At 67.5% G+C, this 23,858-nt stretch carries 25 protein-coding genes; 14 read left to right on the forward strand and 11 right to left on the reverse strand.

The features are described from left to right. Positions 1–97: 97 nt before the first annotated feature. From U1872_RS01160 to U1872_RS01190, 7 genes are all read left to right on the forward strand, one after another. Positions 98–466 carry a BlaI/MecI/CopY family transcriptional regulator gene (locus U1872_RS01160; RefSeq protein WP_332791044.1) on the forward strand — a complete coding sequence of 123 codons (369 nt, stop codon included), beginning with the start codon at positions 98–100 and terminating at the stop codon, positions 464–466. Beyond that, positions 463–2,202 (forward strand): M56 family metallopeptidase, encoded by a 1,740-nt coding sequence (locus U1872_RS01165; RefSeq protein WP_332791045.1) that lies wholly within the window; start codon positions 463–465, stop codon positions 2,200–2,202. Before U1872_RS01160 ends, U1872_RS01165 begins: the two co-directional genes overlap by 4 nt. 80 nt (positions 2,203–2,282) lie before the next feature. After that, positions 2,283–3,140 (forward strand): MBL fold metallo-hydrolase, encoded by an 858-nt coding sequence (locus U1872_RS01170; RefSeq protein WP_332791046.1) that lies wholly within the window; start codon positions 2,283–2,285, stop codon positions 3,138–3,140. Then, complete coding sequence (locus U1872_RS01175; RefSeq protein WP_332791047.1) at positions 3,137–3,820, forward strand: DUF4230 domain-containing protein; 684 nt, start codon at positions 3,137–3,139, stop codon at positions 3,818–3,820. Before U1872_RS01170 ends, U1872_RS01175 begins: the two co-directional genes overlap by 4 nt. Before the next feature lie 105 nt (positions 3,821–3,925). Then, positions 3,926–4,699, forward strand: a complete 774-nt coding sequence (locus U1872_RS01180) for a hypothetical protein (RefSeq protein WP_332791048.1) — start codon at positions 3,926–3,928, stop codon at positions 4,697–4,699. A 51-nt stretch (positions 4,700–4,750) separates the two neighbouring features. After that, positions 4,751–5,761: a quinolinate synthase NadA gene (gene nadA, locus U1872_RS01185; RefSeq protein WP_332791049.1), complete on the forward strand. Its 1,011-nt coding sequence runs from the start codon at positions 4,751–4,753 to the stop codon at positions 5,759–5,761. Positions 5,762–5,805: 44 nt separating this feature from the next. Next, on the forward strand, positions 5,806–6,060 hold the full coding sequence (locus U1872_RS01190) for a DUF6894 family protein (RefSeq protein WP_332791050.1): 255 nt from the start codon (positions 5,806–5,808) through the stop codon (positions 6,058–6,060). A 20-nt stretch (positions 6,061–6,080) separates the two neighbouring features. Here the strand turns inward: U1872_RS01190 and U1872_RS01195 are convergent, their stop codons facing one another. After that, positions 6,081–6,809, reverse strand: a complete 729-nt coding sequence (locus U1872_RS01195) for a Crp/Fnr family transcriptional regulator (RefSeq protein WP_332791051.1) — start codon at positions 6,807–6,809, stop codon at positions 6,081–6,083. Positions 6,810–7,102: 293 nt separating this feature from the next. Between U1872_RS01195 and nadC the strand changes: the two genes are divergently transcribed. From nadC to U1872_RS01210, 3 genes are all read left to right on the forward strand, one after another. Continuing rightward, a complete protein-coding gene (gene nadC, locus U1872_RS01200; protein WP_332791052.1) occupies positions 7,103–7,948 on the forward strand; it encodes a carboxylating nicotinate-nucleotide diphosphorylase in 846 nt (281 codons plus the stop codon). Between the two features lie 67 nt (positions 7,949–8,015). Next, positions 8,016–8,453, forward strand: coding sequence for a hypothetical protein (locus U1872_RS01205; protein ID WP_332791053.1), 438 nt, complete (start codon positions 8,016–8,018; stop codon positions 8,451–8,453). Continuing rightward, complete coding sequence (locus U1872_RS01210) at positions 8,453–9,163, forward strand: ribonuclease T2 family protein (protein WP_332791799.1); 711 nt, start codon at positions 8,453–8,455, stop codon at positions 9,161–9,163. Before U1872_RS01205 ends, U1872_RS01210 begins: the two co-directional genes overlap by 1 nt. Before the next feature lie 166 nt (positions 9,164–9,329). Here the strand turns inward: U1872_RS01210 and U1872_RS01215 are convergent, their stop codons facing one another. From U1872_RS01215 to U1872_RS01235, 5 genes are all read right to left on the reverse strand, one after another. Further along, entirely contained in the window at positions 9,330–9,743 is a 414-nt protein-coding gene (locus U1872_RS01215) for a DUF4112 domain-containing protein (RefSeq protein WP_332791054.1), read from the reverse strand. Between the two features lie 24 nt (positions 9,744–9,767). Next, on the reverse strand, positions 9,768–11,252 hold the full coding sequence (locus U1872_RS01220; protein WP_332791055.1) for an ABC transporter substrate-binding protein: 1,485 nt from the start codon (positions 11,250–11,252) through the stop codon (positions 9,768–9,770). 60 nt (positions 11,253–11,312) lie between these two features. Then, positions 11,313–11,906, reverse strand: a complete 594-nt coding sequence (locus tag U1872_RS01225; protein ID WP_332791056.1) for a DNA-3-methyladenine glycosylase — start codon at positions 11,904–11,906, stop codon at positions 11,313–11,315. 99 nt (positions 11,907–12,005) lie between these two features. Next, positions 12,006–12,848: a 5-dehydro-4-deoxy-D-glucuronate isomerase gene (gene kduI, locus U1872_RS01230; RefSeq protein WP_332791057.1), complete on the reverse strand. Its 843-nt coding sequence runs from the start codon at positions 12,846–12,848 to the stop codon at positions 12,006–12,008. 59 nt (positions 12,849–12,907) lie between these two features. After that, positions 12,908–13,702, reverse strand: a complete 795-nt coding sequence (locus tag U1872_RS01235) for an IclR family transcriptional regulator (RefSeq protein WP_332791058.1) — start codon at positions 13,700–13,702, stop codon at positions 12,908–12,910. A 45-nt stretch (positions 13,703–13,747) separates the two neighbouring features. Between U1872_RS01235 and U1872_RS01240 the strand changes: the two genes are divergently transcribed. Continuing rightward, entirely contained in the window at positions 13,748–13,903 is a 156-nt protein-coding gene (locus U1872_RS01240) for a hypothetical protein (RefSeq protein ID WP_332791059.1), read from the forward strand. A 31-nt stretch (positions 13,904–13,934) separates the two neighbouring features. On the opposite strand, the gene U1872_RS01245 is transcribed toward U1872_RS01240, so the two are convergent. From U1872_RS01245 to U1872_RS01265, 5 genes are all read right to left on the reverse strand, one after another. Beyond that, positions 13,935–16,895 carry a TonB-dependent receptor gene (locus U1872_RS01245; protein ID WP_332791060.1) on the reverse strand — a complete coding sequence of 987 codons (2,961 nt, stop codon included), beginning with the start codon at positions 16,893–16,895 and terminating at the stop codon, positions 13,935–13,937. A 177-nt stretch (positions 16,896–17,072) separates the two neighbouring features. After that, complete coding sequence (locus tag U1872_RS01250; protein ID WP_332791061.1) at positions 17,073–17,696, reverse strand: LutC/YkgG family protein; 624 nt, start codon at positions 17,694–17,696, stop codon at positions 17,073–17,075. Next, on the reverse strand, positions 17,693–19,090 hold the full coding sequence (locus U1872_RS01255; RefSeq protein ID WP_332791062.1) for a lactate utilization protein B: 1,398 nt from the start codon (positions 19,088–19,090) through the stop codon (positions 17,693–17,695). Before U1872_RS01255 ends, U1872_RS01250 begins: the two co-directional genes overlap by 4 nt. Next, positions 19,087–19,848 carry a (Fe-S)-binding protein gene (locus U1872_RS01260; protein WP_332791063.1) on the reverse strand — a complete coding sequence of 254 codons (762 nt, stop codon included), beginning with the start codon at positions 19,846–19,848 and terminating at the stop codon, positions 19,087–19,089. The genes U1872_RS01255 and U1872_RS01260 overlap by 4 nt, the downstream gene beginning before the upstream one ends. Further along, positions 19,845–20,822, reverse strand: coding sequence for an alpha/beta hydrolase (locus U1872_RS01265; protein ID WP_332791064.1), 978 nt, complete (start codon positions 20,820–20,822; stop codon positions 19,845–19,847). Before U1872_RS01265 ends, U1872_RS01260 begins: the two co-directional genes overlap by 4 nt. A 190-nt stretch (positions 20,823–21,012) precedes the next feature. Between U1872_RS01265 and rhmD the strand changes: the two genes are divergently transcribed. From rhmD to U1872_RS01280, 3 genes are read left to right on the forward strand one after another with little or no spacing between them, the layout of a single operon-like run. Then, positions 21,013–22,206 carry an L-rhamnonate dehydratase gene (rhmD, locus tag U1872_RS01270; RefSeq protein ID WP_332791065.1) on the forward strand — a complete coding sequence of 398 codons (1,194 nt, stop codon included), beginning with the start codon at positions 21,013–21,015 and terminating at the stop codon, positions 22,204–22,206. A gap of 17 nt (positions 22,207–22,223) precedes the next feature. After that, entirely contained in the window at positions 22,224–23,081 is an 858-nt protein-coding gene (locus U1872_RS01275) for a 2,4-didehydro-3-deoxy-L-rhamnonate hydrolase (RefSeq protein WP_332791066.1), read from the forward strand. After that, positions 23,078–23,827, forward strand: a complete 750-nt coding sequence (locus U1872_RS01280; RefSeq protein WP_332791067.1) for an SDR family NAD(P)-dependent oxidoreductase — start codon at positions 23,078–23,080, stop codon at positions 23,825–23,827. The genes U1872_RS01275 and U1872_RS01280 overlap by 4 nt, the downstream gene beginning before the upstream one ends. The last annotated feature ends 31 nt before the right edge of the window (positions 23,828–23,858 follow it).

Below are 23,858 nucleotides of genomic sequence, written 5' to 3' on the forward strand. Positions count from 1 at the left end.
CGGGCAGCCTATTCCTCCTGCCGGGGCGGGCAAGTGAGCACTTGACTACAGGCGTAAACGATACGATTACATCCGTAGTCATTACGGAGAGCGACTCGTGGCCGAACGCATCAGCGATGCCGAACATGCAGTGATGGAAGTGTTGTGGGACGAAAGCCCGCTGACCGCGCAAGACGTGGCCGAGCGAATCCCCGATACGCGCGACTGGAGTGCCAACACCGTCAAGACGCTGCTGGGCCGGTTGCTCGCCAAGAGCATCATCGCGCACGAACAGGATGGACGGCGCTATCTGTATCGTCCGCTCGTGAAGCGCGAGGACTATGTCGCGGGCGAATCACGCAAGTTGATGGACCGGCTGTTCGGTGGCAAGCTCAGCCCGCTGGTCGCCCACCTCGCCGACCGCGATGCGCTGACCGCGCAGGACATTGCCGAGATCGAAGCGCTGCTCAAGGAGCTGAAGGCATGACCGACTGGATTTCGCCGAGCTGGCTGGTCGAGACGCTGGTCGCCTCGACCGTGTTGATGGTCATCGTGCTGCTGCTGCGCCGCCCGGTGCGCAAGGCGTTCGGCGCGGACGTCGCCTATGCGCTGTGGCTGCTGCCGGTGCTGCGGCTCGCGCTGCCGCCGCTGCCCGCCGCCTGGCGCGAAGCCACCGTCGCGCCGATGCTGCGCGCAACCGAGCAGATGACCGTGCTGTTCGTCGCGCCGACCGACGCCGGCGCCGCCGCGGCGGCCACGATCGCCGGCGTTCCGGCGCAGGCGTGGCTGGTGCCGGCGCTGGCGGGACTGTGGATCGCGGGGGCAGGGCTGTTCGTCGCCTGGCACACGCTCGTTCATCACCGCTTCTGTCGGCGCATGCTCGATCAGGCGGCGTCGAGCGAGGAGCATGGCGGCATCCAGGTGATCGAGACCGGCGCGGCCAGCGGCCCGCTCGCCTTCGGCATCTGGCGTCGCTACGTCGCTTTCCCGCGCGATTTCGCCGAGCGCTTCGAGGCCGAGGAGCGCGATCTCGCGCTGGCGCACGAGCTTGGCCATCATGCGCGCGGCGATCTGATCGCCAATTGGGTCGCCTTGATCGTGCTCGGGCTGCACTGGTTCAATCCGATCGCCTGGCGTGCCTTCCGCGCGTTTCGCGCCGACCAGGAAATCGCCAACGATGCGCGCGTGCTCGCTGGCATGAACCCGATGCGCCGCCACACCTATGCCTGCGCGATCCTCAAGGCGGCGCATCCGAGCTTCCTCGGCGGCACGGTGTCGGCGACCTGCCATTTGCACACGATCGACGATCTGAAAGGGAGACTGAAGATGTTGACCACGACCAGGACGTCGCGCACCCGGCTGATGGCAGGGGCTGGGATGCTCGCGCTGCTCACCGCGGGCGGACTTGGCCTCACCGCCTCGGGCACCGCTGCCGCCGCCAAGATGCGCAGCACCGTTGAGGCAGCGACCGGGGTCGATCTCGCGAGCCTCGACCAGGCGGTTGCGGCCCCGCCGGCGCCTGCCGCCGTACCTGCGGCGCCCGCTATCCCCGCTGCGCCACGCCCGGCGCCCCCGATGCGCCAGCATGTTGTGGCGTCGGACATGCCCGGCCCGGGCTTGCCGCCCGCGCCCGAGCCGCCACTGCCGCCGTCGGCCGTCGCCGATGCCGTTCCGCCCGAGCCGCCTGCACCGCCGGTGCGCGCGACTGGCAAATCCGGCTCTGGCATGACGACGACGATGGTCACGGTGACCAAGGACGGCAAGCGCATCGTCCGCTACGGCCGCTACGTGAAGCTCAACCGCGACGGCAGCTCGACGCTGGTCGGGGAGATCGGGGCGATGCCGGCGATCCCCGCGATGCCAGCGATGGAGTCGATGCCCGCGATGCCGCCGGTCCCGCCGATGCCGCAAGTCTCCTCGCGGAGTTGCGGTCCGCGCGGCAAGGACGGAACGATGGTAATCAAGGAGCAGCGCGCCGGCCAGAAGCGCATCATCATCTGCACCGATCGCATCGCCGCCGCCGCTGCCAAGGGCGCCGCGATGGCCGCGAACAGCAAGGACATGGAGCGCAACGCGTACAGCCATGCGCTCGACGGGCTCCACCGCTCGCGTGCGCACGTCATGGCGTCAGCGGCGATGACCGCAGCGCAGCGCAAGGAAGCGCTCGCCGGGATCGATACCGCGATCGCCGAGCTCGAAGCGGATCTCGCGCACGCCCAATAAGACCTGGCGGTAATGGCGGACAGTAAGCTCCGACGGGTCGCGCCCTTGCCTTCGCCGGCGCGACCCGCCATCTCGGCGATATGAGCGAGCAACTTCCCGGCGTGCCCGAGCAGCTCGAGCCTCTCGTCGCCCGCCTGCTCGCGCCCAATCCGTCGCCCTTCACGCATACCGGCACGCAGGTGCATCTCGTCGGCACGACCGATCTCGCGGTGATCGATCCCGGGCCCGACGATCCCGCGCATATCGACGCGATCGTCCAGGCGATCGCCGGGCGGCGGGTGCGGGCGATCGTCATCACCCACACCCACCGCGACCACAGCCCCGGATCGCGCCCGCTGGCCGCAGCGACCGGCGCGCCGATCGTCGGCTGCGCACCGCTCGCGATCGACGATGCCGGCATCCGCGCCGATGCGTCGTTCGATCGCGACTATGCGCCCGACCGCGTGCTCGCCGAGGGCGACAGCGTCGAAGGCGAGGGGTGGACGCTCACCGCGATCGCCACGCCGGGCCACACCTCGAACCACCTCGCCTTCGCTTTGCCGGAAAGCCGGGCGCTGTTCAGCGGCGATCATGTGATGGGCTGGTCGACCAGCATCGTCTCGCCGCCCGACGGCAACATGACCGCCTATATGGCGAGCCTCGACAAGCTGCTCGGTCGCGAAGAGCGGATCTATTACCCTGCGCATGGCGACCCGATCGAGAACCCGCAGCGGCTCGTCCGCGGCATGCTCGGCCACCGCAAGCAGCGCGAGGGGCAGATCCTGCGCGCGCTGCGGGCTGCGCCGGCGACGATCCCCGAGATGGTGGCGCGGATGTATGTCGGGATCGATCCGCGGCTGTTCCCCGCCGCCGAACGCTCGGTGCTGGCGCATCTGATCGATCTGCGCGGGCGCGATCTCGTTACCGCAGCCGGAGACAGTTGGAGCGTGCCCGCATGAGCTTCGTCGCCAAATTCGCCGCCGCGCTGGCGCTGATCGCCCTGTTCGTCCTGGGGCTGGTGTGGGGGATCGGGGCGATGGTCGAGCACAAGCTCGCCGGGCCCGACCCGGTGACGATCGCCAGCGGATCGCTCCAGGGTCTGCGCGAGCAGAATCGGCTGTCGGCCTTCGCCGCGCGCTTCGTCGCGGTGTCGACCTCGACCCAGTCGCAATATGGGCTGCAGGCGAAGAAGACGCTGATCATGCCGGGGCTGGTCGACTATCATGTCGACATGGCCAAGCTGACCGCGCGAGACGTGACGTGGGACGCCAAGACGCGCACGCTCGGCGTCGTGCTGCCACCGGTGCAGGCCTCGGCACCGCAGATCGACCTGACGCAGATCCGCGAATATGGCGCGGGCGGGCTGCTCTCGGCGCTGACCGACGCCGACGCCAAGCTCGAGACCGCCAACCGCGCCGCGGGACAGGCTGAATTGGTCCGCCAGGCGCATGAGCCGGTGCCGATGCGCCTCGCTCGCGATGCGACGCGCCGCGCGGTCGAGCGCAGTTTCGCGCTGCCGTTGCAGGCCGCTGGGCTCGACGCGACCGTCAAGGTCCGCTTCGCCGACGAAGCGCGCGACACGAGCGAAGTGTGGGACACGACCAAGTCGATCGCCGAAGTGCTCGCCAATCGATCCTGATCGTAGCGCGCAATAGCGGACCTGATTTCAGCGGCGGATGCCGTGTGTTGTTGGCCAGATTGTGCTACCGACGCCCCGACGAGTCGTTTTCATCGGGGGATGGGCATGGCAACTATCGCGGCGCCGCAGACGATCGCGCGAGGTGACGATCGTTTCTTTCTTGTCATGGCCTATGTGATGGCGCTGGTCGTCTTCACCGGCTTTTCGTTCGCGCTTGCGATGGGGCGGTCGAGCTTTGCCGCGCCGCCGATCGTCCATGCCCATGCGCTGGTCTTCATGGGCTGGGTGGTGCTTTATGTCACACAGAACATGTTGGTCGCGCGCGGAGCGACCGCGTTGCATCGGCGGCTCGGTTGGATCGCGGCGGGTTGGGTGGTCGCGATGGTCGTGCTCGGCACGCTTGTCACGATCCGGCTGGTGCAGCTCGGGCATGCGCCGTTCTTTTTCCTGCCAGTCCAGTTCCTCGTCTTCGATCCGCTGCTTCTGTTCACCTTCGCGGGGCTGACCGCGGCGGCGATCGTGCTGCGGCGCGCAACGCAGTGGCATCGGCGGCTGCACTATTCCGGCATGGCGCTGCTGTTGGGACCGGCACTGGGGCGGTTGTTGCCGATGCCGTTGCTGGCGCCTTATGCCTATGAGGTCGATTTCCTGGCGGTGATGGTGTTCCCGCTGATCGGCATCGTTGCCGACATCCGCCGGTCGGGAAAGGTGCATCCGGCCTGGTGGTGGGGCACCGGGGCGATCGTCGGCTCGACGCTGCTGGTTGAACTGATCACCTTCAGCGCGCTTGGCGCGTCGCTCTACGCGATGGTCGTCGCCGGCACGCCGGGCGCGGCGGTTGCCGGCTATGCCTTCCCGCCGCCGCCGGTAATGCCTTGATCCGGCACGCGCGCGCGTCCATCTGACAGCCTCCACGACGAGGAACTGACTATGGACGCGCGCAACGGGATTGGCGGAAGCCTGACCGGCCTGGATCTCCGGGCCGAGATCGACCGGCTGCGGACCGAGCGCAACGCCGTCATCCTCGCGCATTATTATCAGAAGCCCGAGATCCAGGATCTCGCGGACTTCGTCGGCGACAGCCTCGACCTGTCGAAGAAGGCCGCGGCGACCGACGCCGACGTCATCGCTTTCTGCGGCGTGCGCTTCATGGCCGAGACCGCCAAGATCCTCAGCCCCGACAAGATCGTCGTGCTGCCTGACATGGATGCCGGCTGCAGCCTCGAGGACAGCTGCCCGCCCGACAAGTTTGCGGCGTTCCGCGCGGCACACCCCGATCACATCGCCCTGACTTACATCAACTGCTCGACCGAGGTGAAGGCGCTCAGCGACGTCATCGTGACGAGCTCGTCGGCCGAGAAGATCCTCAGCCAGATTCCGCTCGACCAGAAGATCATCTTCGGCCCCGACAAGAATCTCGGCGGCTATCTCGCGCGCAAGACGGGGCGCGAGATGCTGCTGTGGCCGGGCGTGTGCATCGTCCACGAGGCGTTCAGCGAGACCGAACTGCTCAAGCTCCAGCTGCAATATCCCGGGGCGCCGATCGCCGCGCACCCCGAATGCCCGCCCTATATCCTCGACCATGCCGATTATGTCGGCTCGACCAGCGGGATCCTCGCCTTCGCCGATACGATGCCCGGCGACACGCTGATCGTCGCGACCGAGCCGCACATCATCCACCAGATGCAGAAGGCGGCGCCGCTCAAGACTTTCATCGGCGCGCCCGGTGCCGACGGCAATTGTAACTGCAATATCTGCCCGTACATGGCGCTCAACACGATGGAGAAACTCTACCTCGCGCTGCGCGATCTCACGCCGCGCGTCGAAATCGAGGAGGGGCTTCGTCTGCGCGCAAAGAAGAGCCTCGACGCGATGTTGGCGATGGCAAGTGGTACCGTCGGCATGGGCGACCTTGGCCCGCTGCGCATCACGGATGCATAATCCATATTATTTCGGGATGAGGGCGTTTCTGCCATCATGACGGCATGGCACGATATTATTTTCATATCCTGAACCAGTCCTCCTACGTCCGCGACGAGGTCGGGTTGGAGCTCGCCTCGATCGAGAGCGCGCGCGACCAGGCATCGGACGCGGCTGGAGAAATTCTCACGACGGACCTGCGGGAGGGCAAGACCGATGTGATGTTCGACGTCCAGGTCGAGGATGGCAGCGGCGTGCGGCTGCTGACCTTCCACATTGCCGGCACGATCGAGCCTGGCCAGCGCGCTGATCCCGGCTGATCGCGCGCGCTGCCGGACCGTCAGCCCTTGGCGAGATGCAGGTACCGCGGGTTGAAGTCGCTCACGTCGCGCAACGCGTCCCAGTCGAGGATCGCGACCTGCCGCCGGTCGCGCGAGATCAGGCCACGCTGCGTCAGCGAGCGCAGCACGCGGTTGACGTGCACCGGGGTGAGGCCGACGGCGTCGCCGAGCTGTTCCTGCGTCATCGGCAAGTCGTAGCGACGGCCACTGGTGTCGTTGGCGGTGTCGAGCCGCATTGCAAATTCGCAAAGCAGATGCCCGACGCGGCAATGCGCGTCACGCCGACCGACATTGACGATCCACTCGCGGAAGATCGAGGCGCCGATCAGCGTCTCCATCCACAACGCCGTGCCGACGGCCGGCCGCGTCAGCGCGAGTGTCCGCAAGGCCGCCGAATCGATCTCGGCGATCGAGGCGCGGGTCAGTGCCTGGACGTTGTGATCCGATTCCTCGAGGAAAAGCTGCTGCAGGTCGACGAAATCGCCCGGGATCTCGATCGAGATGATCTGGCGCGATCCCTCGCTGGTGAGTTTCTGGCGATAGCAGAACCCCGAGAGGATGAAGGCACAGCGCGTCTGATGCGCGCCCTCCCGGACCAGATAGGACGAAGGTTCGACCTCCCGCTGCACATAGGGCAGCGCGCGGATTGCCTGGCGGTCTTCATCGGACAGGGTTGCCCGGGTTTCAAGCCGGGCAATAATGACTTCTAAAACAGGATCTTCGCGCATTACGTCTCCGCCAGGGCGGGAGCACCGCATCTCTCATTCGCCTAGGGTCATCTAGCGTTCCGGCGAGGGGCGTGCGCTAGCACAGATCGGTTTCTGCGATCAGATCAAATGTATGCGATGAGGATAGTGATCCTTGTTATTGTGCTGCGATTTCAACGAGTCCGGTCGTCGGCGCCCTGGCTGATCGCCGGTGCGCCGGGTCAGCGCCGAAATCCTGCCCGGCGTCGACCTTATTGCTGTTCTTCGCCCGGTCGCCTGTGGCAGGGGCAGCGCGAGATTTTGTGGAGGACAGGATGGCATTCGCGCTTGATCGCTTCGACCTCGACGCATTCGTCGCGGCGACGCTGGCCGAGGATCTCGGGCCGGGGGGCGACATAACGTCGGCCGCGGTGATCCCCGCCGATGCGCTCTTCAGTGGCGTGATGGACAGCCGCGACGCGATCGTCGTGGCGGGCCTGCCGATCGCCGAAGCCTTCTTCCGCGCGCTCGACCCCGCGGTGCGGATCGAGCGCCTGGTCGAGGATGGTCAGAGCGTTGCCGCTGGCACCGAATTGTTGCGGCTGAACGGGCTGGCACGCGCGATGCTGACCGCGGAGCGCGCGGCGCTCAACACCGTGCAGCACCTGTCGGGGATCGCGACGATGACGCAGGCTTATGTCGCGCAACTGCGCGGCACCGGCGCGACGCTGCTCGATACGCGCAAGACGATCCCCGGCCTGCGCGCGCTCGAGAAATATGCCACGCGGATGGGCGGCGCGACCAACCACCGCATGGGGTTGTGGGACGCGGCGATGATCAAGGACAATCATGTCGCGGTCGCGGGCGGAATCACCGCGGCGGTCGCGCGCGCCAAGGCGGCGGGGATCGCGCGGATCATCGTCGAGGTCGATTCGGTCGATCAGATCGAGCCGGCGCTGGCGGCGGGGGCGACGCACCTGCTGCTCGACAATATGGATCCGGCGACGCTACGCGGGGCGGTGACGCTGGTCGGCGGGCGCGTGCCGACCGAGGCTTCGGGCGGGGTGCGGCTCGACACGATCCGCGCGATCGGCGAGACCGGGGTGACCTTCGTGAGTGTCGGGCGGCTGACCCAATCGGCGCCTGCCGCGGATGTCGGGCTCGATTTCACGCCGGCGTGACACGGCGTTGCGCGCGGCTCAATCCGCGCTAGTCTGGCGGCTAAGAGCTTAAAAGGGGGAACGAATCATGCAACGTCCGATCTCGATCGTCTGGTTCGAACGCTGTTATCTGGGGAGCCTTGCGGTCAGCCTGCTCAACATGGCGGTGCAGTGGCCGGGGCTGATCGCCAAGATGTCGGTGCAAATGGAATCCAACCCCGCGGCGGCGCAGCTCGGATCGTCCTTCATTCCGGCAGCGCTGGGGATCGGCGCGGTGCTGGTGATCGCGGTCTCGCTGGTGCTGTGGTATTTCACCGCACGGCAGCGCTCGGCGGTGACCAAGTGGATCGTCACGGTGCTGTTCGGCTACAATCTGCTCATGTTCCTGCTGGGACTGTCCTCGGGTACCGTCCCGACGGGGTTCGGCGCTGTGTTGGGGGTCGCCGCGCTGGTGCTCAACGGTCTTGCCGTGTGGCAGCTGTTCAAGCCCGACACCAAGGCCTGGTTCGGTGAGGTTGCGGCGTGATCCGGGGGCGCCTCCTGGTCGCTGCGGTGGTGCTCGGCCTGCCGGGCGTGGCGGGGGCACAGGCGCTACGATGCAGCGTTCCTGCCGCCGTTCCGCGCCCGCATCCCGATCTCGCCTCGGCAAGCCAGCCGCAGCGCGTGTTGCCGATCGGCAGCTACACGCTCGCGCTGACCTGGGCGCCCGAATATTGTCATGGCAAGCTGCGCGATGCCGCGGCGCAATTCCAGTGCCAGAGCGGCAATCGCTTCGGTTTCACGCTGCATGGCCTGTGGCCGGACGGGGTCGGCAAGGAGTGGCCGCAATATTGCACCTCCACGGCGCTGCTGCCCGAAGCGCTGATCCGGCAGCATGTCTGCGCCACCCCGTCGCCGCAACTGCTGCAGCACGAGTGGGCCAAGCATGGCACCTGCATGGGGACGACGCCGCAGGCCTATTTCGCGCGATCGACCGGGCTTTATGCCAAGCTCGGCTATCCCGACATGACCGCGCTGTCGCGCCGCCCGCTCACTGCGGGACAACTGGCCGCGGCGTTTGCCAAGGCCAATCCGGGCGTTCCGGCAGACGCGGTGCGGGTGACTGCCAACAAGAAGGGCTGGCTCGACGAGCTGTGGATGTGCCTCGACAAAAGCTTGGCCTATAGGCGCTGCGAGGCGAATTCGGGCGGGCTGGACGCGAACGCTAGCGTGAAGGTCTGGCGGGGGCGGCGCTGAACCGGGGGCCTGTTCGCCAGGACTGGGCCCCGCGCTTAGTTCGCCCTGAGCCCGGCGAAGGGCGCCTCTCAACCAGAAATCGACCTGCGTGTTGAGGGCAGGCTTCGACAAGCTCAGCCCGAACGGCTATTAGCGGATCACACCATTCCGAAGCCCCATGCGCGCATCACACGCCCTGGATGATCGCCGTCGCCGGATAATGTTTGTCGAGGTGCCGCTTGATGATCCGCAGGTTGCGCGAGTTCGAGCGGAACAGCATGTCGGGCACGATGCCGATCACGGGCACGAGCCCGAGGAGGAAATCGACCCCGACATTGCCGAACATCCGCGCCATCTGCATCTTGGTCATGCCGAGATTGCGCGCTTCCCATACCATCCAAGCGCCCATCGCCGCGCCGACCGCATCGCCGCCGATCGGGATGACGTCGAGGATCACGTCGAGGCCGACCTTGCGATTGATGCCGGGAATCGTGAACAGACCCTCGAGCAGTCGCTCCATCGCCTCGATCCGTTTGCGCACGGCGGCGGGGTCGCGCCCGGCGTAGCTGGAAGCGAATTCGCCCAACGGCGGGGAGCTCATTCTGGTTGTGTTGGCCATGTCATCTCAATTGGGGTCGTTGCGCAGGTGATTCAACGGGTGCCACGCACGCGAGTTCCCGGTCCACGCCTTGAGCCGCAGACTGACCAGCGACCAGCGCAGCGGCCGGGCGAGCGGAATGAAGGCGACATCGCTCGCCAGCGCCGCGTCGGCCAGCGCGATCTGCTGCGATCGCAGCCGCGGCGAGGCGGCTTCGCGCGCCGCCTCGATCGCGTTGGTCGCCGTCTCGCCGCACGGCTGGCAAGCCGTCGCGACGTACCAGCGGCCGCTGTCGTAGGGCGCCACCGCGTCGATCAGCCGCAGGTCGGCGGGCGCGTCGGCGGCCACGCGGACGGGCTGGATGCCGAGGGAGGCCAGGGCACCACCGACATAGCCGTACAGAACGGTCGCCCCCGGACCGTCGGGCAGCGCGATCCGCAGCGTGATCGGACCGGGGTTTAGCGCGTTCCAGCGCGCGATGCGGTCGCGCGGAGTCGGTTCGCCGTCGGCCAGCGGTTGTGTCCAGGCCGGCACCGCGGGCGGCGCGGCCGAATCGAATTGCTCGGGGAGCAACTGCGTCATCGGCTCCCAATCAGGCGTGATCGCGGCAACGAAGCCGGCACGGTCGATCGTCCGCGCGATCGCGGCGCGATTGGCAGGATCGGAAAGCACCCCGTCGCGCGTCGCGACGGAGAGGCCGAACATCCCCACCGTCGGATCGAAGCGGCGATTCACCGGGGCGATCTGGGTCAGCAGGACGAGCGGCCAGTCGGCGAAGGTGCCGCCGCTGACGAGGTCGGATTCGCGCCGGTCGAAGCGGACGATCGCGCGCGCGGCGCGCTCGCCGATCAGCCGGACGGTGGCCGCGGCGGGCGGCTCGGCGACGTCGTCGTCGGGGCTGCGGGCCGGGTCGAAGGCCGGCCGCAGCGTCACCTGCCGGCGGCGCTGCGCGGTGATGCGGAACGGTCCACTCCCCGCCGGCGGGCGCAGTCGGAAGATCGCCAGTTCGGGCTGGGCGAACAGCTTGAGCAGGTCGGGACGCGGGCGCTTGAGGCGGATCTCGATCACCTCGGGCGTCATCTCGACGATTTCGTCGATCGCGCTGAGATACGGCCGCAGCGGGTTGCGCGAACCGGCGGCGATCTGGCGGCGGAGGATCCGCACGACGTCGGCCGCGGTGACGCGCTCGCCATCGGTCCATTCGCTCTCGCGCAGCCGGAAGATGTAGCTGGTGCCCTGATCGATCACGCTCCAGCGCTCGGCGATGCCGGGCTCGATCTGTCCGCTCGCGTCGAAACGTACGAGGCCCTGCGCGGTCGAATCGAGCATCAGGCGGGCGGGGGTGTCGAGCGTCTCGCGCGCAGGATCGCGCAGCTCGGGCGCGCCGCCGATCGCGCTGACCACTACCGGGCCGTCGTCGGGGCGGGGGGCGCACCCGGCGAGCAGGAGGCCGGCAGTGACGGCGAGGGCGCGGTTCATGCGGCGGCTGGGCGAGAATAAGCGGCGGGACATCGCGATCATCTTGCCACCCGCGCACCGCCCACGCCACCCGCCACGCGCCGGTCGGCGCGATCAGCCGCGGATCGAGCGGCTGAGATAGCGCGATTCGGCGATGCCGAAGCGGCGCGGGGCCTCGGTGGCCTTGGTGATGCCGATCCGCTGGCCGACGACCACCGCCGGCGGCTCTGCCGGCAGGGACAGCGCGAAGGGCGCGGCATCGAGCGCGAGGCCGTTGCAGCGCGCGTCGATGCCGAGCGCCTGCGCGAGCCGCCCGGGACCGCTGCAGAGCAGGCGCGGATCGCCGATCCCGCGCCTTTGCTCCATCATCGCCAACCCGATGAGCGGCTCGATGGCGCGCAGCAGCACCGCGCTGCCCGGCTGGGTGTGCCAGCAGACCAGGTTGAGGCACCAGTGCAGACCATAGCTGCGGTAGACATAGGCCCGGCCCGGCGGCCCGAACATCGGGGCATTGCGCGGCGTCATGCCGGCAAAACTGTGCGATGCCGGGTCGGTCGCGTCATAGGCCTCGGTCTCGACGATCGTCCCGCCGACACCGTCGACCGTCAGGTGCACGCCGAGCAGCGCGCGCGCGACCGTGTCGACGTCGCGCTCGAAGAAACCCGGTGGAAGCGGGGCGGGTAGGTTCGGTGTGGCGGCATCACGCATCGCCGGTAAACGCCCCGATCGCCGTTACGCTGCCACGCGGTGGTGCAGCGATCGTTCGCTGGCCGGGGAAGGGCGTGCCGTTTCCCCGGCCACGCGGCGTCAGGCCAGCTGGCAGATGTCGAGTACGTTCATGTCGGTATAATCCTGATTCTCGCCCGCCATCGCCCAGATGAAGGCATAGGCCTTGGTCCCCGAGCCCATGTGGATCGACCAGGGCGGGCTGATCACCGCTTCTTCGTTCGCCATCACGATGTGGCGCGTCGCTTCGCCTTCGCCCATGTAATGGAACACGCGATCCTTCTCGAGATCGTCGAGCTCGAAGTAGAAATAGATCTCGCTGCGGCGCTCGTGGATGTGCGGCGGCATCGTGTTCCACACCGAGCCCGGCTTGAGCACGGTCAGGCCCATCACCAGCTGCGCGCTGTCGCAAATGCCGGGGATGACCATCTGGAAGATCGTCCGCTCGTTCGATTCGGCGAGGGTCCCGCGTTCGAGCGCGGTCGCGTCCTTGGTCGAGATCAGCTTGGTCGCGAACGCCTTGTGCGCCGGGCACGACGCCAGATAGAAGCGCGCGCCGTCGCCCGAGAATTGAACGTCCTTGGCGCCCATCGTCACGTACAGGCAGTCCTTGTTGCCGAGCGTGAACGCCTCGCCATCGACGGTGACGGTGCCCGCGGCCTTGCCGACATTGACGATCGCCAGTTCGCGCCGCTCGAGGAACGGATGACCCGCCGCCGAGGCCGGCTCGGTCTGGTCGGGCAGCTTGACCGATCCCGTGGCGACAGCGACGCCGCCGATCACGAAGCGCTCGGCGTGGGTGTAGTTGAGCACGCACTCGCCCGCGCGGAACAGGTCCTGGATCAGGTAGCGGTCGCGCAGCTCGTCATTGGAGACGCACTCCATCATGTCTGGATGCGTCGCGTAATAGGTCCGGTCGAACATATGAAACTCCGTTTCAGAAATCGGTCCGACTGCGCCGCCAACGCGCTCAGGTCAAGCCGCTAAGCGCCTGCTCCGCTGCGCCGCGCGCCGGAATGTCCCAGCACGGTGCCAACTGCGGCAGCGGTCTGCCGCACCCACGGCGCGAGCTCCGCCATGCGAGCGTCGCCGAGATAGGGCGCGGCGGCGGCAACGTTGATCGCCGCGACGATACGACCGGTCGCATCACGCACCGGGGCGGCGACCGAGCAGATCGAATCCGGCGGCGGCCCGCGCTGCAGCACCACGCCGCTCGCCGCCGCAGCTTCGAGCGCCGGCAGCAACGCGTCGGGGCGATGTTCCGCACCGATCAGCGCTTGCAGCCGCGCCCATTCGGCGGGCGTGTCGTCGAGCATCAGCGCCTTGCCCATGCCGGTCTCGGGCAACAGCCGCCGCGTGCCGGGCTGGGTCGTCACGGCCACCCGCTCACTGCCCTGCGAGCGCAGCAGATGGACCGAATAGTCGCCGTCGCGCCGGCCGAGAAACGCGCTCAGCCCGGTCCGCTCGGACAGCGCGTCGAGGTGCGGGCGCGCGATCGTGGCGATGTCGGTCTGCTCGCCGGCGCGGTGGCTCAACCGCAACAGACTGGGACCGCCGCGGAAGCGGCCATTGCCCGATTGTGCGAGAAACTCGCGTCCGGCAAGCGCGGTGACCAGGCGATAGGCGACGCCGCGCGGCAGGCCCGAGCGGGTCGTCAGTTCGGCGAGCGTCAGCGACTCGTTGACCGCTAGCTCGAGCAGTTCCAGCCCGCGTTCGAGCGTTTGCGTGCCGGTCTTGCGGGCATCATCGCCATCCGCGGTCGCCAATTTTTCGCTCATGCGGGAAGACCAAGAGGACGGGCGGGGGCGGGGAGAAGCGCGGACATGCGCTTCCATAGCAGAAGTGCGGCGGCGCTTGCCAGCGGCTCGATGGCCCGGAGCAAGCCATGCCGCACGCCGATCCTAGCGCGGCGCGCGGCGACCGGTCGCGTCACGCCGCGCTGGCGCGGGTCGCCCGCGCGACGCGACGCGCCGCTGTGAACCGCGGATGCTCCGCCACCGCTTCCGCCGACTACAGCTTGAAGTTCACACCGAGGGTGAACGTGCGGCCGATGCGGGTCTGGAACAGCGTGTCCTGGCGGATGCTGTCGGTATAGAGCCGGTTCTGCTCGTCGGTCAGGTTGGTGGCTTCGACGATCAGCTTGATGTTGTCGTTGACGTTGTACGAGGCCGAGGCGTCGACGAACAACGTCTCCGAATTGCCCTGCAGGTCGCTGCCGGGCGACGCCGGGATGCCGCGGATGAAGCCGTCGCGCCAGTTGGCCGTGCTGCGGATGCTGAACTTGCGATCCTCATAATAGAGCGTGCCCGACGCGGTGTTCTTCGACAGGCCGACCAGATCGGCGGTGGTGGTCACGGTCGGCACGCCGTTCACGCTCGCGAGGATATATTGGATACGCGAGGTGACGTGCGTGTAGTTCGCCAGCGCCCCGAAATTCTTGAGGAAACCGGGGAGGAAGGTGAAGGGCAACTGCACGTTCGCCTCGACCCCCTTGAGCTTGCCGCCCGGGGTGTTGGTCGGCCGCGAGATCGTGAAGATCTCGGTCGGTGCGGTGTTGGTGCCGTTGAGCAAGGCAGCGGGCAGGCCGAGCGTATTGAACGCTTCCTGCGTGTTGACGCTCTGCACATAGGACTTGATGTCCTTGTAGAAGAACGCCGCCGACAGCAGGGCACCCGGCCGGAAATACCATTCGACCGCGGCATCGAGCGTGTTTGCGCGGATCGGGTCGAGCTGCGGGTTCTGGAAGCTGCCGACGCGCGTCGTCGCGGTGATCCCGCTGGTCGGGGTCAGCTGCGCCAGCTCGGGCCGTGCGAGCACCTTGGCGCCCGAGAAGCGGAACAGCAGGTCGCGGACCGGCTCGATCACCACGTTCGCCGACGGGAGCCAGTCGGTGTAGCGCTTGGTCGCGGTCTTGAAGCTGCCGGTCACGCCGGTCGGCGAGGAGGGCAGCGCGACCGAGATATAGCCCGACGAATTCTGCTCGGTATGGACGTAGCGTACGCCGGCATCGCCGCGCACGCCGATGCCGCCGAGTTGCTGGCCGAGGTCGAATGCCGCCATCGCATAGCCCGACGTCACCTCTTCGAGCACGCGGCTCGACTGCGCGCCGCACTCGATGCCGCAATAGCGCACGGCGTCGAGGTTGAAGGTCGAGAACAGCTTGTCGGGATCGAGCGCCGCCCAGCTTGCCGGCGCGCCGTTGCCCCATAGCGTATCGACCCCGGTGATCTGCGTGGTCAGGCTGGCGAGCGTAGTGCCGGTGGGCAGGGCGCGCGTTACGGTGTCGGCGGTGTAGGGCACGAGGTTGCGCACGCGGAAGTCCGCGCGGCGATACTGGCCGCCGGCCTTGAGCGTCAGCTCGTCGGTGACCTTCCAGTGAAAATTGAGCTCGCCGGTCGTGCCGTTGTTGGTGTTGACCGACGGCTTGCCCTGGAAATTATAGCCGCCGCGCACCGTGCCGTCGGCGAGCGCTGGCCCGTAGGCGAAAGCGTTGGGATCGGCGACGTTGAAGCCGAAGCCGAGCAGCGGCGTGTCCTTGCCCTTGCGATAATCGACCGAGAAGTTGGGCGTGTCGATCGCATCCATGAACGACTGGAAGCGCTGCTTGTTGTCGAACCGCGTTTCGTTGATGCCGAACAGGCCAGTGACGCCGAAGCGATCGGTGAAGTCGTGCTTCAGGTTGAGGTTGGCCTGCTTGAAGGTCGAGACGAAGCGATCGACCAGCCCTTCCGAGCGGACGTCGACGCCGTCGAACAGGCCGTAGACGAGGCTGCCCTGCTGGCTCAGCTGGACGTCCTTGACCGACGTGACCGGCTGGCCGTTGTTGGTCGCCGAGCGGCCGAACGACAGGCCGGCGATGTAATTGTCGCGACGGACGACGTCGAAGCGCGAGTAGAGCAGGTCGAGCGAGATGTCGGTGGCGCTGTCGGGCTGCCACTGGAAGGTCAGCGTGCCGCCGATCCGCTTCTGCTCCTGCGTCGAGTTCAGGTAGCGCGGGATGCGCGGGAGGAAGGCGCCGCTGCCCGGCGTGTTGGGCAGGTCGGCGCGGCGCGCGTTGACGATCGTGTTGTAGGCCGCCGCGGTGCTGGTGCGCGGTACGCCGGGATAGCATTCGGTCGCCGACGCGCCCTTGCTGCCGACCGCCGGGTTGACCGGCGTGACGCCGACCGGTGAGCAGAAGCCGCCATTGGTGTTGGACGACAGGATGTCGACCGCCGAATAGCCGACTTCGCGAATGTCACGCTGCTGATAGGCGACCGAAGCGAGCACGCCGAAGGTGCCGTCGGCAAACTTCTTGGCGACGAGCAAGGAGGCACGCGGATTCACCTTCTTGGCCAGGTCGCTGTAGGTGCCGCGGGCAGTGGCGCTGAGCGTGAAATCGCGCTTGCCGGCGAGTGGTTTGGGCGCGGTGAGATCGACCGTGGCGCCGAGCGAGCCTTCCTCGACATCGGCCGACGGCGTCTTGCGCACGGCCAGCGCCGAGAAGATCTCGGTCGGGAAGACGTTGAAGTCGAAGCTGCGGCCGCTGTTGCCGGCGCCGTAAATGTCCGACGATCCGGTCTGCGCGGTGCCTTCCATGCCGTTGATGCGGACGCGCGTGAAGGCGGCGCCGAGACCGCGGACCGAGATGTTGCGACCCTCGCCGCCATCGCCGCGCGCCAGCGCGACGCCGGGAATGCGCTGCATCGATTCGGCGAGGTTGGCGTCCGGGAACTTGCCGATGTCCTCGGCGACGATGCTGTCGACCGCAGCCGTCTCGCGGCGCTTCTGGTTGATCGCGGTGTTGAGCGAGGCGCGAAAGCCGGTGACGACGATGTCGGCGGCCTGCGCGTCATCGGCCGGAGCGGCGGCGGTTTCGGGCGGGGTGGCTTGGGGGTCGCTCGCCTGCTGCGCCCAGGACGGGGTCGCGGCCACCATAAGGGCCAGCGTGGAAACTTGAACGGCTGCGAGCGCGACGCGACGATAGGTCATGAAATCCTCCCCGAAAATCACCCGGGATCCGTCGTTGCGGATCCCAATATGTGAAGTGCAGTATCTATATACGGCTAACAGGGTGCCATATGGAAGGATAAATGTGCGGAATGTGAAATACTTTATCGCGTACGCCACACTCTCGCAAATATCTTTGCAAGCGTTCGCCCTGTCGCTTCAGGACGTTAGCGGGGTCACCAGTCGGATAACATGGAGGAAGCGCGGGCCATGTGCGCCGCGGACATAGGTCCCCTCGATGTCGGTGGTGCCGGACACGCCGGTGACCCAGTAATGCGCGCGCGGCTGTGCGCCCGGCAGGATCGCATCCTCGAGATGCGCGACCAGCGTGGGGACGATGACGAGATGATGCAGCGCGAGGAAGTTCGGCAGCATCGGTGCTTCGGCGCTGGTCTCGAACACCAGCGACCCCGTTTCGGCGACGCCGCACCGCGCGATCGCCAACGCCGCGTCTTCATCGGGGGCGGCGGCGGCGTGGAGCGTCACGCCGTGCCAGTCGAGCGCGGTGAGGTGCGGGTCGGGCGGAAGGCACAGCACCGCCGGCAAGCCGTTCGCTGCGCAATAGCGCCGCACGGCGTCGGGCACTTCGCTCCAGTCCGCGATGCGGTCATAGCTTGCGGCGACGCTCGGCAACGCGAGCCGCTCCTCGAAGGTTTCTTCAAGTGCCGCCATAGCGACGGGCGGCCGTTCGGGCGCGATCAGCAAAGCGGCGGCTTCATCCTCGATTTGCGAGGGCGTCATGGTGCCGCCAAGCCGCGACAGGATTGCGTCGCGCGCGGTCACTGGCGCTGCCCTTTCTTATATTGCGCCATGAAGCTCTCCGCCGCCGGCTTGGGCAAGTCGCGATGCCGCGTCCAGCCACCGGCGAGCGGCACGTTGCTCAGCCAGCCGGTCCGTCCCAGCAGCCGCAATGCGGTGAGCGCGGTCGCGGTCGCCGTGCGGTACAGCCGCGGGCGGCGTGCCACCCACGCCCACAGCCCGATCCCGGCGCGGGTCGCTTTGGGTTCGAGCCCCTCGCGCCAGCTCTTCTCGCGCCAGCCGCGCAGCAGCGTGGGGAGCGGGATGCGCACCGGGCACACCTCCTGGCACTTGCCGTTGAGCGTGCAGGCATTGGGCAAGTCGCGGTTCGCCGCAAGGCCGTCGATCGCCGGGGTCAGCACCGCGCCCATCGGGCCGGGATAGGTGCCGCCATAAGCGTGGCCGCCGATCTGCCGGAACACCACGCAATGGTTCATGCACGCGCCGCAGCGGATGCAGCGCAGCATCTCGGCAAGCCCGTCCTTGCGCATCGCGGTACGGCCGTTGTCGACCAGCACGATGTGCATTTCCTCGGGCCCATCGCGGTCGCCGGGGCGCTTGGGGCCGGTGTAGAAGGTCGTATATTGCGTCAGCGGCGCGCCGGTTGCCGAGCGCGCCAGCATCCGCAGCATGTGGACGGCATGGCCCATCGACGGCACGATCTTCTCGATCCCGGCGGTGACGATCTGCATCCGCGGCGGCACCAGCGACAGTTCGGCATTGCCCTCGTTGGTGACGGTGCAGACTGCGCCGGTGTCGGCGATGAGGAAGTTCGCGCCGCAAATGCCGACATCGGCCGCGAGCATGCCCTCGCGCAGATGGCGCCTGGCGCTCTCCGCCATCGCCGCGATCGTCTCTTCGGTGTGCGGGTCGCGGTGGTTGGCCTTGAACAGCACCGAGACCTGCTCGCGCGTCTTGTGCATCGCGGGCCAGATGATGTGCGACGGGCGCTCGCCCGACAATTGGATGATATGTTCGGCAAGATCGGTTTCGACGCGGGTGATGCCCGCTTCGGCCAGTGCGTGCGGCAGGCCGATCTCCTCGCCGAGCATCGATTTCGAGCGCGCGACGCTCTTGGCGCCGGCGGCCTTGCACAGCCCGATGACGATGTCGCACGCCTCCTGCGAGGTGCGCGCCCAGTGGACGACGGCGCCTGCCGCCACGGCGTTCGCCTCGAAGCGCTCGAGGTAGCCGCCGAGATTGGCGATGACATGATCCTTGATCGCCGCCGCGCGATCGCGCGCCGCCTCGAAATCGGCGAACGCGTCGATCGCGAGCGTGCGCTTGGCCTCGGCGGTGCCGGCGGTGCGCTCGACCGCGAGCTTGAGGATCGGATCGGCGAGCGCGGCGTCGACGCGCGTAGCGAACCCGCCGCTCATGCCTCTTCGCCGATCGCCGGGCCGTCACCCATGCCCGCGAGCAGCTCGACGGCGTGAAACGCGCGGACCGGCGAGCCGTCGCGGTGGAGCTTGCCCGCCATGTTCATCAGGCAACCGAGATCGCCCGCGAGCAGCAGGTCGGCGCCGGCGGCATCGATCGCCGCCGTCTTTTCGCCGACGATCGCGTTCGAGATCGCCGGATATTTGACGCAGAAGGTGCCGCCGAAGCCGCAGCAGGTCTCGGCGCCTGCCAGCGGCCTGAGCTCGAGCCCGTCGATCGCGGCGAGCAGGCGGCGCGGCTGGCGCTTGATGCCGAGCTCGCGCAGGCCCGAGCAGCTGTCGTGATAGGTCGCGGTGGTCGGCAGCGCGACGCCCGTGGGCTTCCAGCCACGGACTTCGTCGAGATAGGCGAGGATCTCGAACGTCTTGGCCGCCAGTGCCTGCGCGCGCGGGAACCACGCCGCGTCATGCTCGAGGATCTCGGGATAGTGGACGCGGATCGTCGCCGCGCACGACCCTGACGGGACGACGACCTGGTCGTAGCCCTCGAGCAGCGCGATGTTGCGGCGCGCGAAGTCCTCGGCGGTCTTGCGATCGCCGGAATTGAGCGCGGGCTGGCCGCAGCAGGTTTGCGCCTCGGGCACGACGACCTCGCAGCCCGCCGCCTCGAGCGCGGCGATCGACGCGAAGCCGATGCGCGGGCGGATCAGGTCGACCAGGCAGGTGACGAACAAGGCGACGCGCGGCGTGGTGGTCATACGCCGTGCCGCCCGAGGAAGCCTGTGACCAGCTCGGGCCAGTTCGCCACGGCGGCCTTGGTCGTGCCGAGGCCGAAGCCGTGGCCGCCTGACTCAAGCAAATGCACTTCCACCGCGCCTTTGCGGGCGCGCAGCGCCTCGGCCATCAGCAGGCTGTTCTGATAGGGCACGGCGGGATCGTCGAGCGCGTGGACCAGCACCGCTGGCGGCGGCGTCGCCATGACGTTCTCCTCGAGCGAATAGGCCGCGATCCGCGCGGGAGTTGCATCGGCGCCGAGCAACTGCTCGCGCGAGCCCTTATGCGCGACCGGATCGCGCAGCGTGATCACCGGATAGACGAAGGCGGCGGCGGTGACGCTTGCCGGCAGCCGGTCGATCGCATCGACCGGCGCGGCGATCTCGCGAACGTCGCGCGTCGCGAGCCAGGCGGCGAGATGCCCGCCGGCCGAGAAGCCGACCACGGCGATCCGCTGCGGATCGAAGCCCTCGCTCGGAGCAAGGCTGCGGATCGTGCGGACGGCGCGCTGCGCATCCTGCAACGGTACGTCGGCACCGGCGGACCAGCCATCGGCGGGCAGGCGGTAGAGCAGGATGAAGCAGGTGTACCCCGCCTCGGCAAAACGCCGCGCGACGGGAAAGCCTTCATTGCCCATCGATACGAAGCGATAGCCACCGCCGGGGATCAGCAGAACAGAAGCGCCGTTGGATTTGGTGGGCTTGAGCATCGTCAGCGTCGGCTGGCGGACATGCTCGACGATGTAATTGCCGTCGGCCGTTGCCGGCTGGCGCTCGGTCCGCTTCTCGGTAGCGGTGACGCGCGCGCCGCCGGGCGGCTTGCCAGGCCAGAGCGGCATCGTGCGGAACGCGCCCGCCCCGACATCGGCGGCCTGTGCCGGAGCGTGAACCGCGCTCGCGAAAGACAGCGCGCCAGCGCCCGCAAGCACCGTCCGACGATCCCATAGACTGTCGCGCACCGCAGCATCCTCTCGTTCGCCCGAGTCTGTATTTGACGCGGCTCTTTCCATCAACTAACGACCTATCTCATAAAGTGAGACCATGCAAACGGCCCGGGAGAGGCTGCCAGCTTCGGCGCGGTGCCCCGGAACGTCTGCTTAGTGGAGGACCGCTTCGCATCCGTGAAGCGATGATGAGGAGCAGTGACACGTGGCGATCGTCCAGTTGCCCAAGATCAAGCATGTCCGCGCATTCACCGTGCGCGGCGGCGGGGCTGACTATCACGACCAGGGCGCAGGCCACTGGATCGACGACCATATCGCCACGCCGATGAGCCGCTATCCCGAATATCGCCAGAGCCGGCAGAGCTTCGGGATCAACGTGCTCGGCACGCTGGTGGTCGAGATCGAGGCCGAGGACGGCACTATCGGTTTCGCGGTCACCACCGGCGGCGAGCCGGCGGCGTTCATCGTCGAGAAGCATCTCGCGCGCTTCCTCGAGGGCCGGAGTCCGACCGAATACGAGAAGATCTGGGACCAGATGTACTTCTCGACGCAATATTACGGCCGCAAGGGTCTGGTGGTGAATGCCATCTCGGGCGTCGATCTCGCGTTGTGGGATCTGCTCGGCAAGCTGCGGCAGGAGCCGGTCTATCACTTGCTCGGCGGCGCGGTGCGCGACGAGCTGCAATTCTATGCGACCGGCGCACGCCCTGACATCGCCAAGGAGCTCGGCTTCATCGGCGGCAAGATGCCGTTGCACCATGGGCCTGCCGAGGGGCTCGAAGGCTTCCACAAGAACATCGCCGAGCTGGCCGAGATGCGCGAGCGCGTCGGGCCGGACTTCTGGCTGATGTGGGATTGCTGGATGGCGCTCGACCTCGATTACGCCACGCGGCTCGCGATCGCGGCACACGAGCATGGCCTCAAATGGATCGAGGAGGCGATCAGCCCCGACGATTATTGGGGCTATCAGCAGCTCAAGCGCAACGTCCCCAAGGGCATGCTGGTCACCACCGGCGAGCATGAGGCGACCCGCTGGGGCTTCCGCATGCTGCTCGAGATGGAATGCTGCGACATCATCCAGCCCGACGTCGGCTGGTGCGGCGGTGTGACCGAATTGCTCAAGATCTCGGCGCTCGCCGATGCCGCGGGCAAGATGGTCGTGCCGCACGGATCGTCGGTCTACAGCTATCACTTCGTGATCACGCGCCACAATTCGCCCTTCGCCGAGTTCCTGATGATGCATCCGGGGCCGACCGAAGTGGTGCCGATGTTCCACCCGCAGCTGATCGGCGAGCCGGTGCCCGAAAATGGCCGGCTCAAGGCCAGCGCGCTCGATGCGCCGGGCTTCGGCGTCGAGCTCAATCGCGATATCGCGATGCACCGTCCCTACACGCACTGATAACGAAAGACCGTCTCATGAAGCTCTGCCGCTATGGCCAGCCCGGCCAAGAAAAGCCCGGTATCGTCGACGCCGATGGCATCCTCCGCGACCTGTCGGGCGTGATCGCCGACCTGACCATCGCAACGCTGCCGCAGGCGCTCGCCGCCGATGTCGCGTCCTTGCCGGTGGTCGAGGGAACGCCGCGCTACGGCGTGCCGATCAGCGGGATCAGCAAGATCGTCGCGATCGGCCTCAACTATCGCGACCATGCGATCGAATCCGGCCTGCCGATCCCGACCGAGCCGGTGATGTTCGCCAAGGCGCTGTCAAGCCTCAGCGGCCCGAACGACGACGTCGTGCTGCCCAAGGGCTCGACGCACAGCGACTGGGAAGTCGAGCTCGGCGTGATCATCGGCAAGACCTGCCGTTACGTCGCGAAGGAAGACGCGCTCGACGCGATTGCGGGCTTCACACTCGTCAACGACGTGTCCGAGCGTTTCAACCAGAAGGAGCGCGGCAGCCAGTGGTCGAAGGGCAAGGGCCACGACACCTTCTGCCCAACCGGCCCGTGGCTGGTGACGCCCGATGAAGTCGGCAACGCGCAGGATCTCGACATGACGCTCGACGTGAACGGCGTGCGCATGCAGACCGGCAACACCAAGACGATGATCTTCGATCTCGCCGAGCTGATCTCCTATGCCAGCGAATATGTCACGCTGATGCCGGGCGACCTGGTCATCACCGGCACGCCGCCGGGCGTGGGCGAGGGCAAGAAGCCCGACAAGATCTTCTTGAAGGCCGGCGACGTGATGGAGTTGTCGATCGCCAAGCTCGGCACGCAGACGCAGAAGATCGTCGAGTGGCGCCATCTCGGCGAAGGCAAACTCGCATGAGCGTCTACGAAGGACGCTTTGCGGGGCGCTGCGCGGTCATCACCGGCGGCGCTTCGGGGCTCGGCAAGGATGTCGCCCGGCGGATCATCGCCGAGGGCGGCAAGGCCGTGCTGTGGGATCGCAACGCCGAGGCGCTCGCCGCGACCAGGGACGAGATCGGCGCGACGCATGTTGTCGCGCTCGACGTGTCGGATGCCGATGCCGTCGCCGCTGCTGCCAAGGAAAGCGCTGAGGTGCTCGGCAAGATCGACGTGCTGGTCTGCTCGGCCGGGATCACCGGGGCGACCGTGCCGCTGCACGAATTCCCGATCGAGAGCTGGCTGCAAGTGGTCAACGTCAACCTCAACGGGCTGTTCTACTGCAATCGCGCGGTCGTGCCGTATCTGCTCGAGAACGGCTATGGCCGGATCGTCAACGTCTCCTCGGTTGCGGGCAAGGAAGGCAATCCCAACGCCAGCGCGTATTCGGCGACCAAGGCCGCGGTGATCGGCCTGACCAAGAGCCTCGGCAAGGAATTGGCCGGCAAGGGCGTGATCGCCAATGCGATCACCCCGGCGACCTTCGAGAGCCCGATCCTCGCGCAGCTGCCGCCGAGCCAGGTCGAGTATATGCGCTCGAAGATCCCGATGGGGCGCCTGGGCGAAATCCATGAATCGACCGCGATGGTGTGCTTCGCGGCGTCGGAAGAGTGCAGCTTCACGACCGCGGCGACCTTCGACACGTCGGGCGGTCGCACCACCTTCTGATCGCCCCATGGCCGCGACCGTCCGATAGACG

Source organism: Parasphingomonas frigoris, from assembly GCF_036663815.1.
Classification (GTDB): Bacteria; Pseudomonadota; Alphaproteobacteria; order Sphingomonadales; family Sphingomonadaceae; genus Sphingomonas.

Bases quoted from the DNA above. Each gene is read 5' to 3' on its own strand.
- U1872_RS01165 (WP_332791045.1), top strand. From the start codon at position 463: ATGACCGACTGGATTTCGCCGAGCTGGCTGGTCGAGACGCTGGTCGCC.
- U1872_RS01170 (WP_332791046.1), top strand. From the start codon at position 2,283: ATGAGCGAGCAACTTCCCGGCGTGCCCGAGCAGCTCGAGCCTCTCGTC.
- U1872_RS01175 (WP_332791047.1), top strand. From the start codon at position 3,137: ATGAGCTTCGTCGCCAAATTCGCCGCCGCGCTGGCGCTGATCGCCCTG.
- U1872_RS01180 (WP_332791048.1), top strand. From the start codon at position 3,926: ATGGCAACTATCGCGGCGCCGCAGACGATCGCGCGAGGTGACGATCGT.
- nadA (WP_332791049.1), top strand. From the start codon at position 4,751: ATGGACGCGCGCAACGGGATTGGCGGAAGCCTGACCGGCCTGGATCTC.
- U1872_RS01190 (WP_332791050.1), top strand. From the start codon at position 5,806: ATGGCACGATATTATTTTCATATCCTGAACCAGTCCTCCTACGTCCGC.
- U1872_RS01195 (WP_332791051.1), bottom strand. From the start codon at position 6,809: ATGCGCGAAGATCCTGTTTTAGAAGTCATTATTGCCCGGCTTGAAACC.
- nadC (WP_332791052.1), top strand. From the start codon at position 7,103: ATGGCATTCGCGCTTGATCGCTTCGACCTCGACGCATTCGTCGCGGCG.
- U1872_RS01205 (WP_332791053.1), top strand. From the start codon at position 8,016: ATGCAACGTCCGATCTCGATCGTCTGGTTCGAACGCTGTTATCTGGGG.
- U1872_RS01215 (WP_332791054.1), bottom strand. From the start codon at position 9,743: ATGAGCTCCCCGCCGTTGGGCGAATTCGCTTCCAGCTACGCCGGGCGC.
- U1872_RS01220 (WP_332791055.1), bottom strand. From the start codon at position 11,252: ATGTCCCGCCGCTTATTCTCGCCCAGCCGCCGCATGAACCGCGCCCTC.
- U1872_RS01225 (WP_332791056.1), bottom strand. From the start codon at position 11,906: ATGCGTGATGCCGCCACACCGAACCTACCCGCCCCGCTTCCACCGGGT.
- kduI (WP_332791057.1), bottom strand. From the start codon at position 12,848: ATGTTCGACCGGACCTATTACGCGACGCATCCAGACATGATGGAGTGC.
- U1872_RS01235 (WP_332791058.1), bottom strand. From the start codon at position 13,702: ATGAGCGAAAAATTGGCGACCGCGGATGGCGATGATGCCCGCAAGACC.
- U1872_RS01240 (WP_332791059.1), top strand. From the start codon at position 13,748: ATGCGCTTCCATAGCAGAAGTGCGGCGGCGCTTGCCAGCGGCTCGATG.
- U1872_RS01245 (WP_332791060.1), bottom strand. From the start codon at position 16,895: ATGACCTATCGTCGCGTCGCGCTCGCAGCCGTTCAAGTTTCCACGCTG.
- U1872_RS01255 (WP_332791062.1), bottom strand. From the start codon at position 19,090: ATGAGCGGCGGGTTCGCTACGCGCGTCGACGCCGCGCTCGCCGATCCG.
- U1872_RS01260 (WP_332791063.1), bottom strand. From the start codon at position 19,848: ATGACCACCACGCCGCGCGTCGCCTTGTTCGTCACCTGCCTGGTCGAC.
- U1872_RS01275 (WP_332791066.1), top strand. From the start codon at position 22,224: ATGAAGCTCTGCCGCTATGGCCAGCCCGGCCAAGAAAAGCCCGGTATC.
- U1872_RS01280 (WP_332791067.1), top strand. From the start codon at position 23,078: ATGAGCGTCTACGAAGGACGCTTTGCGGGGCGCTGCGCGGTCATCACC.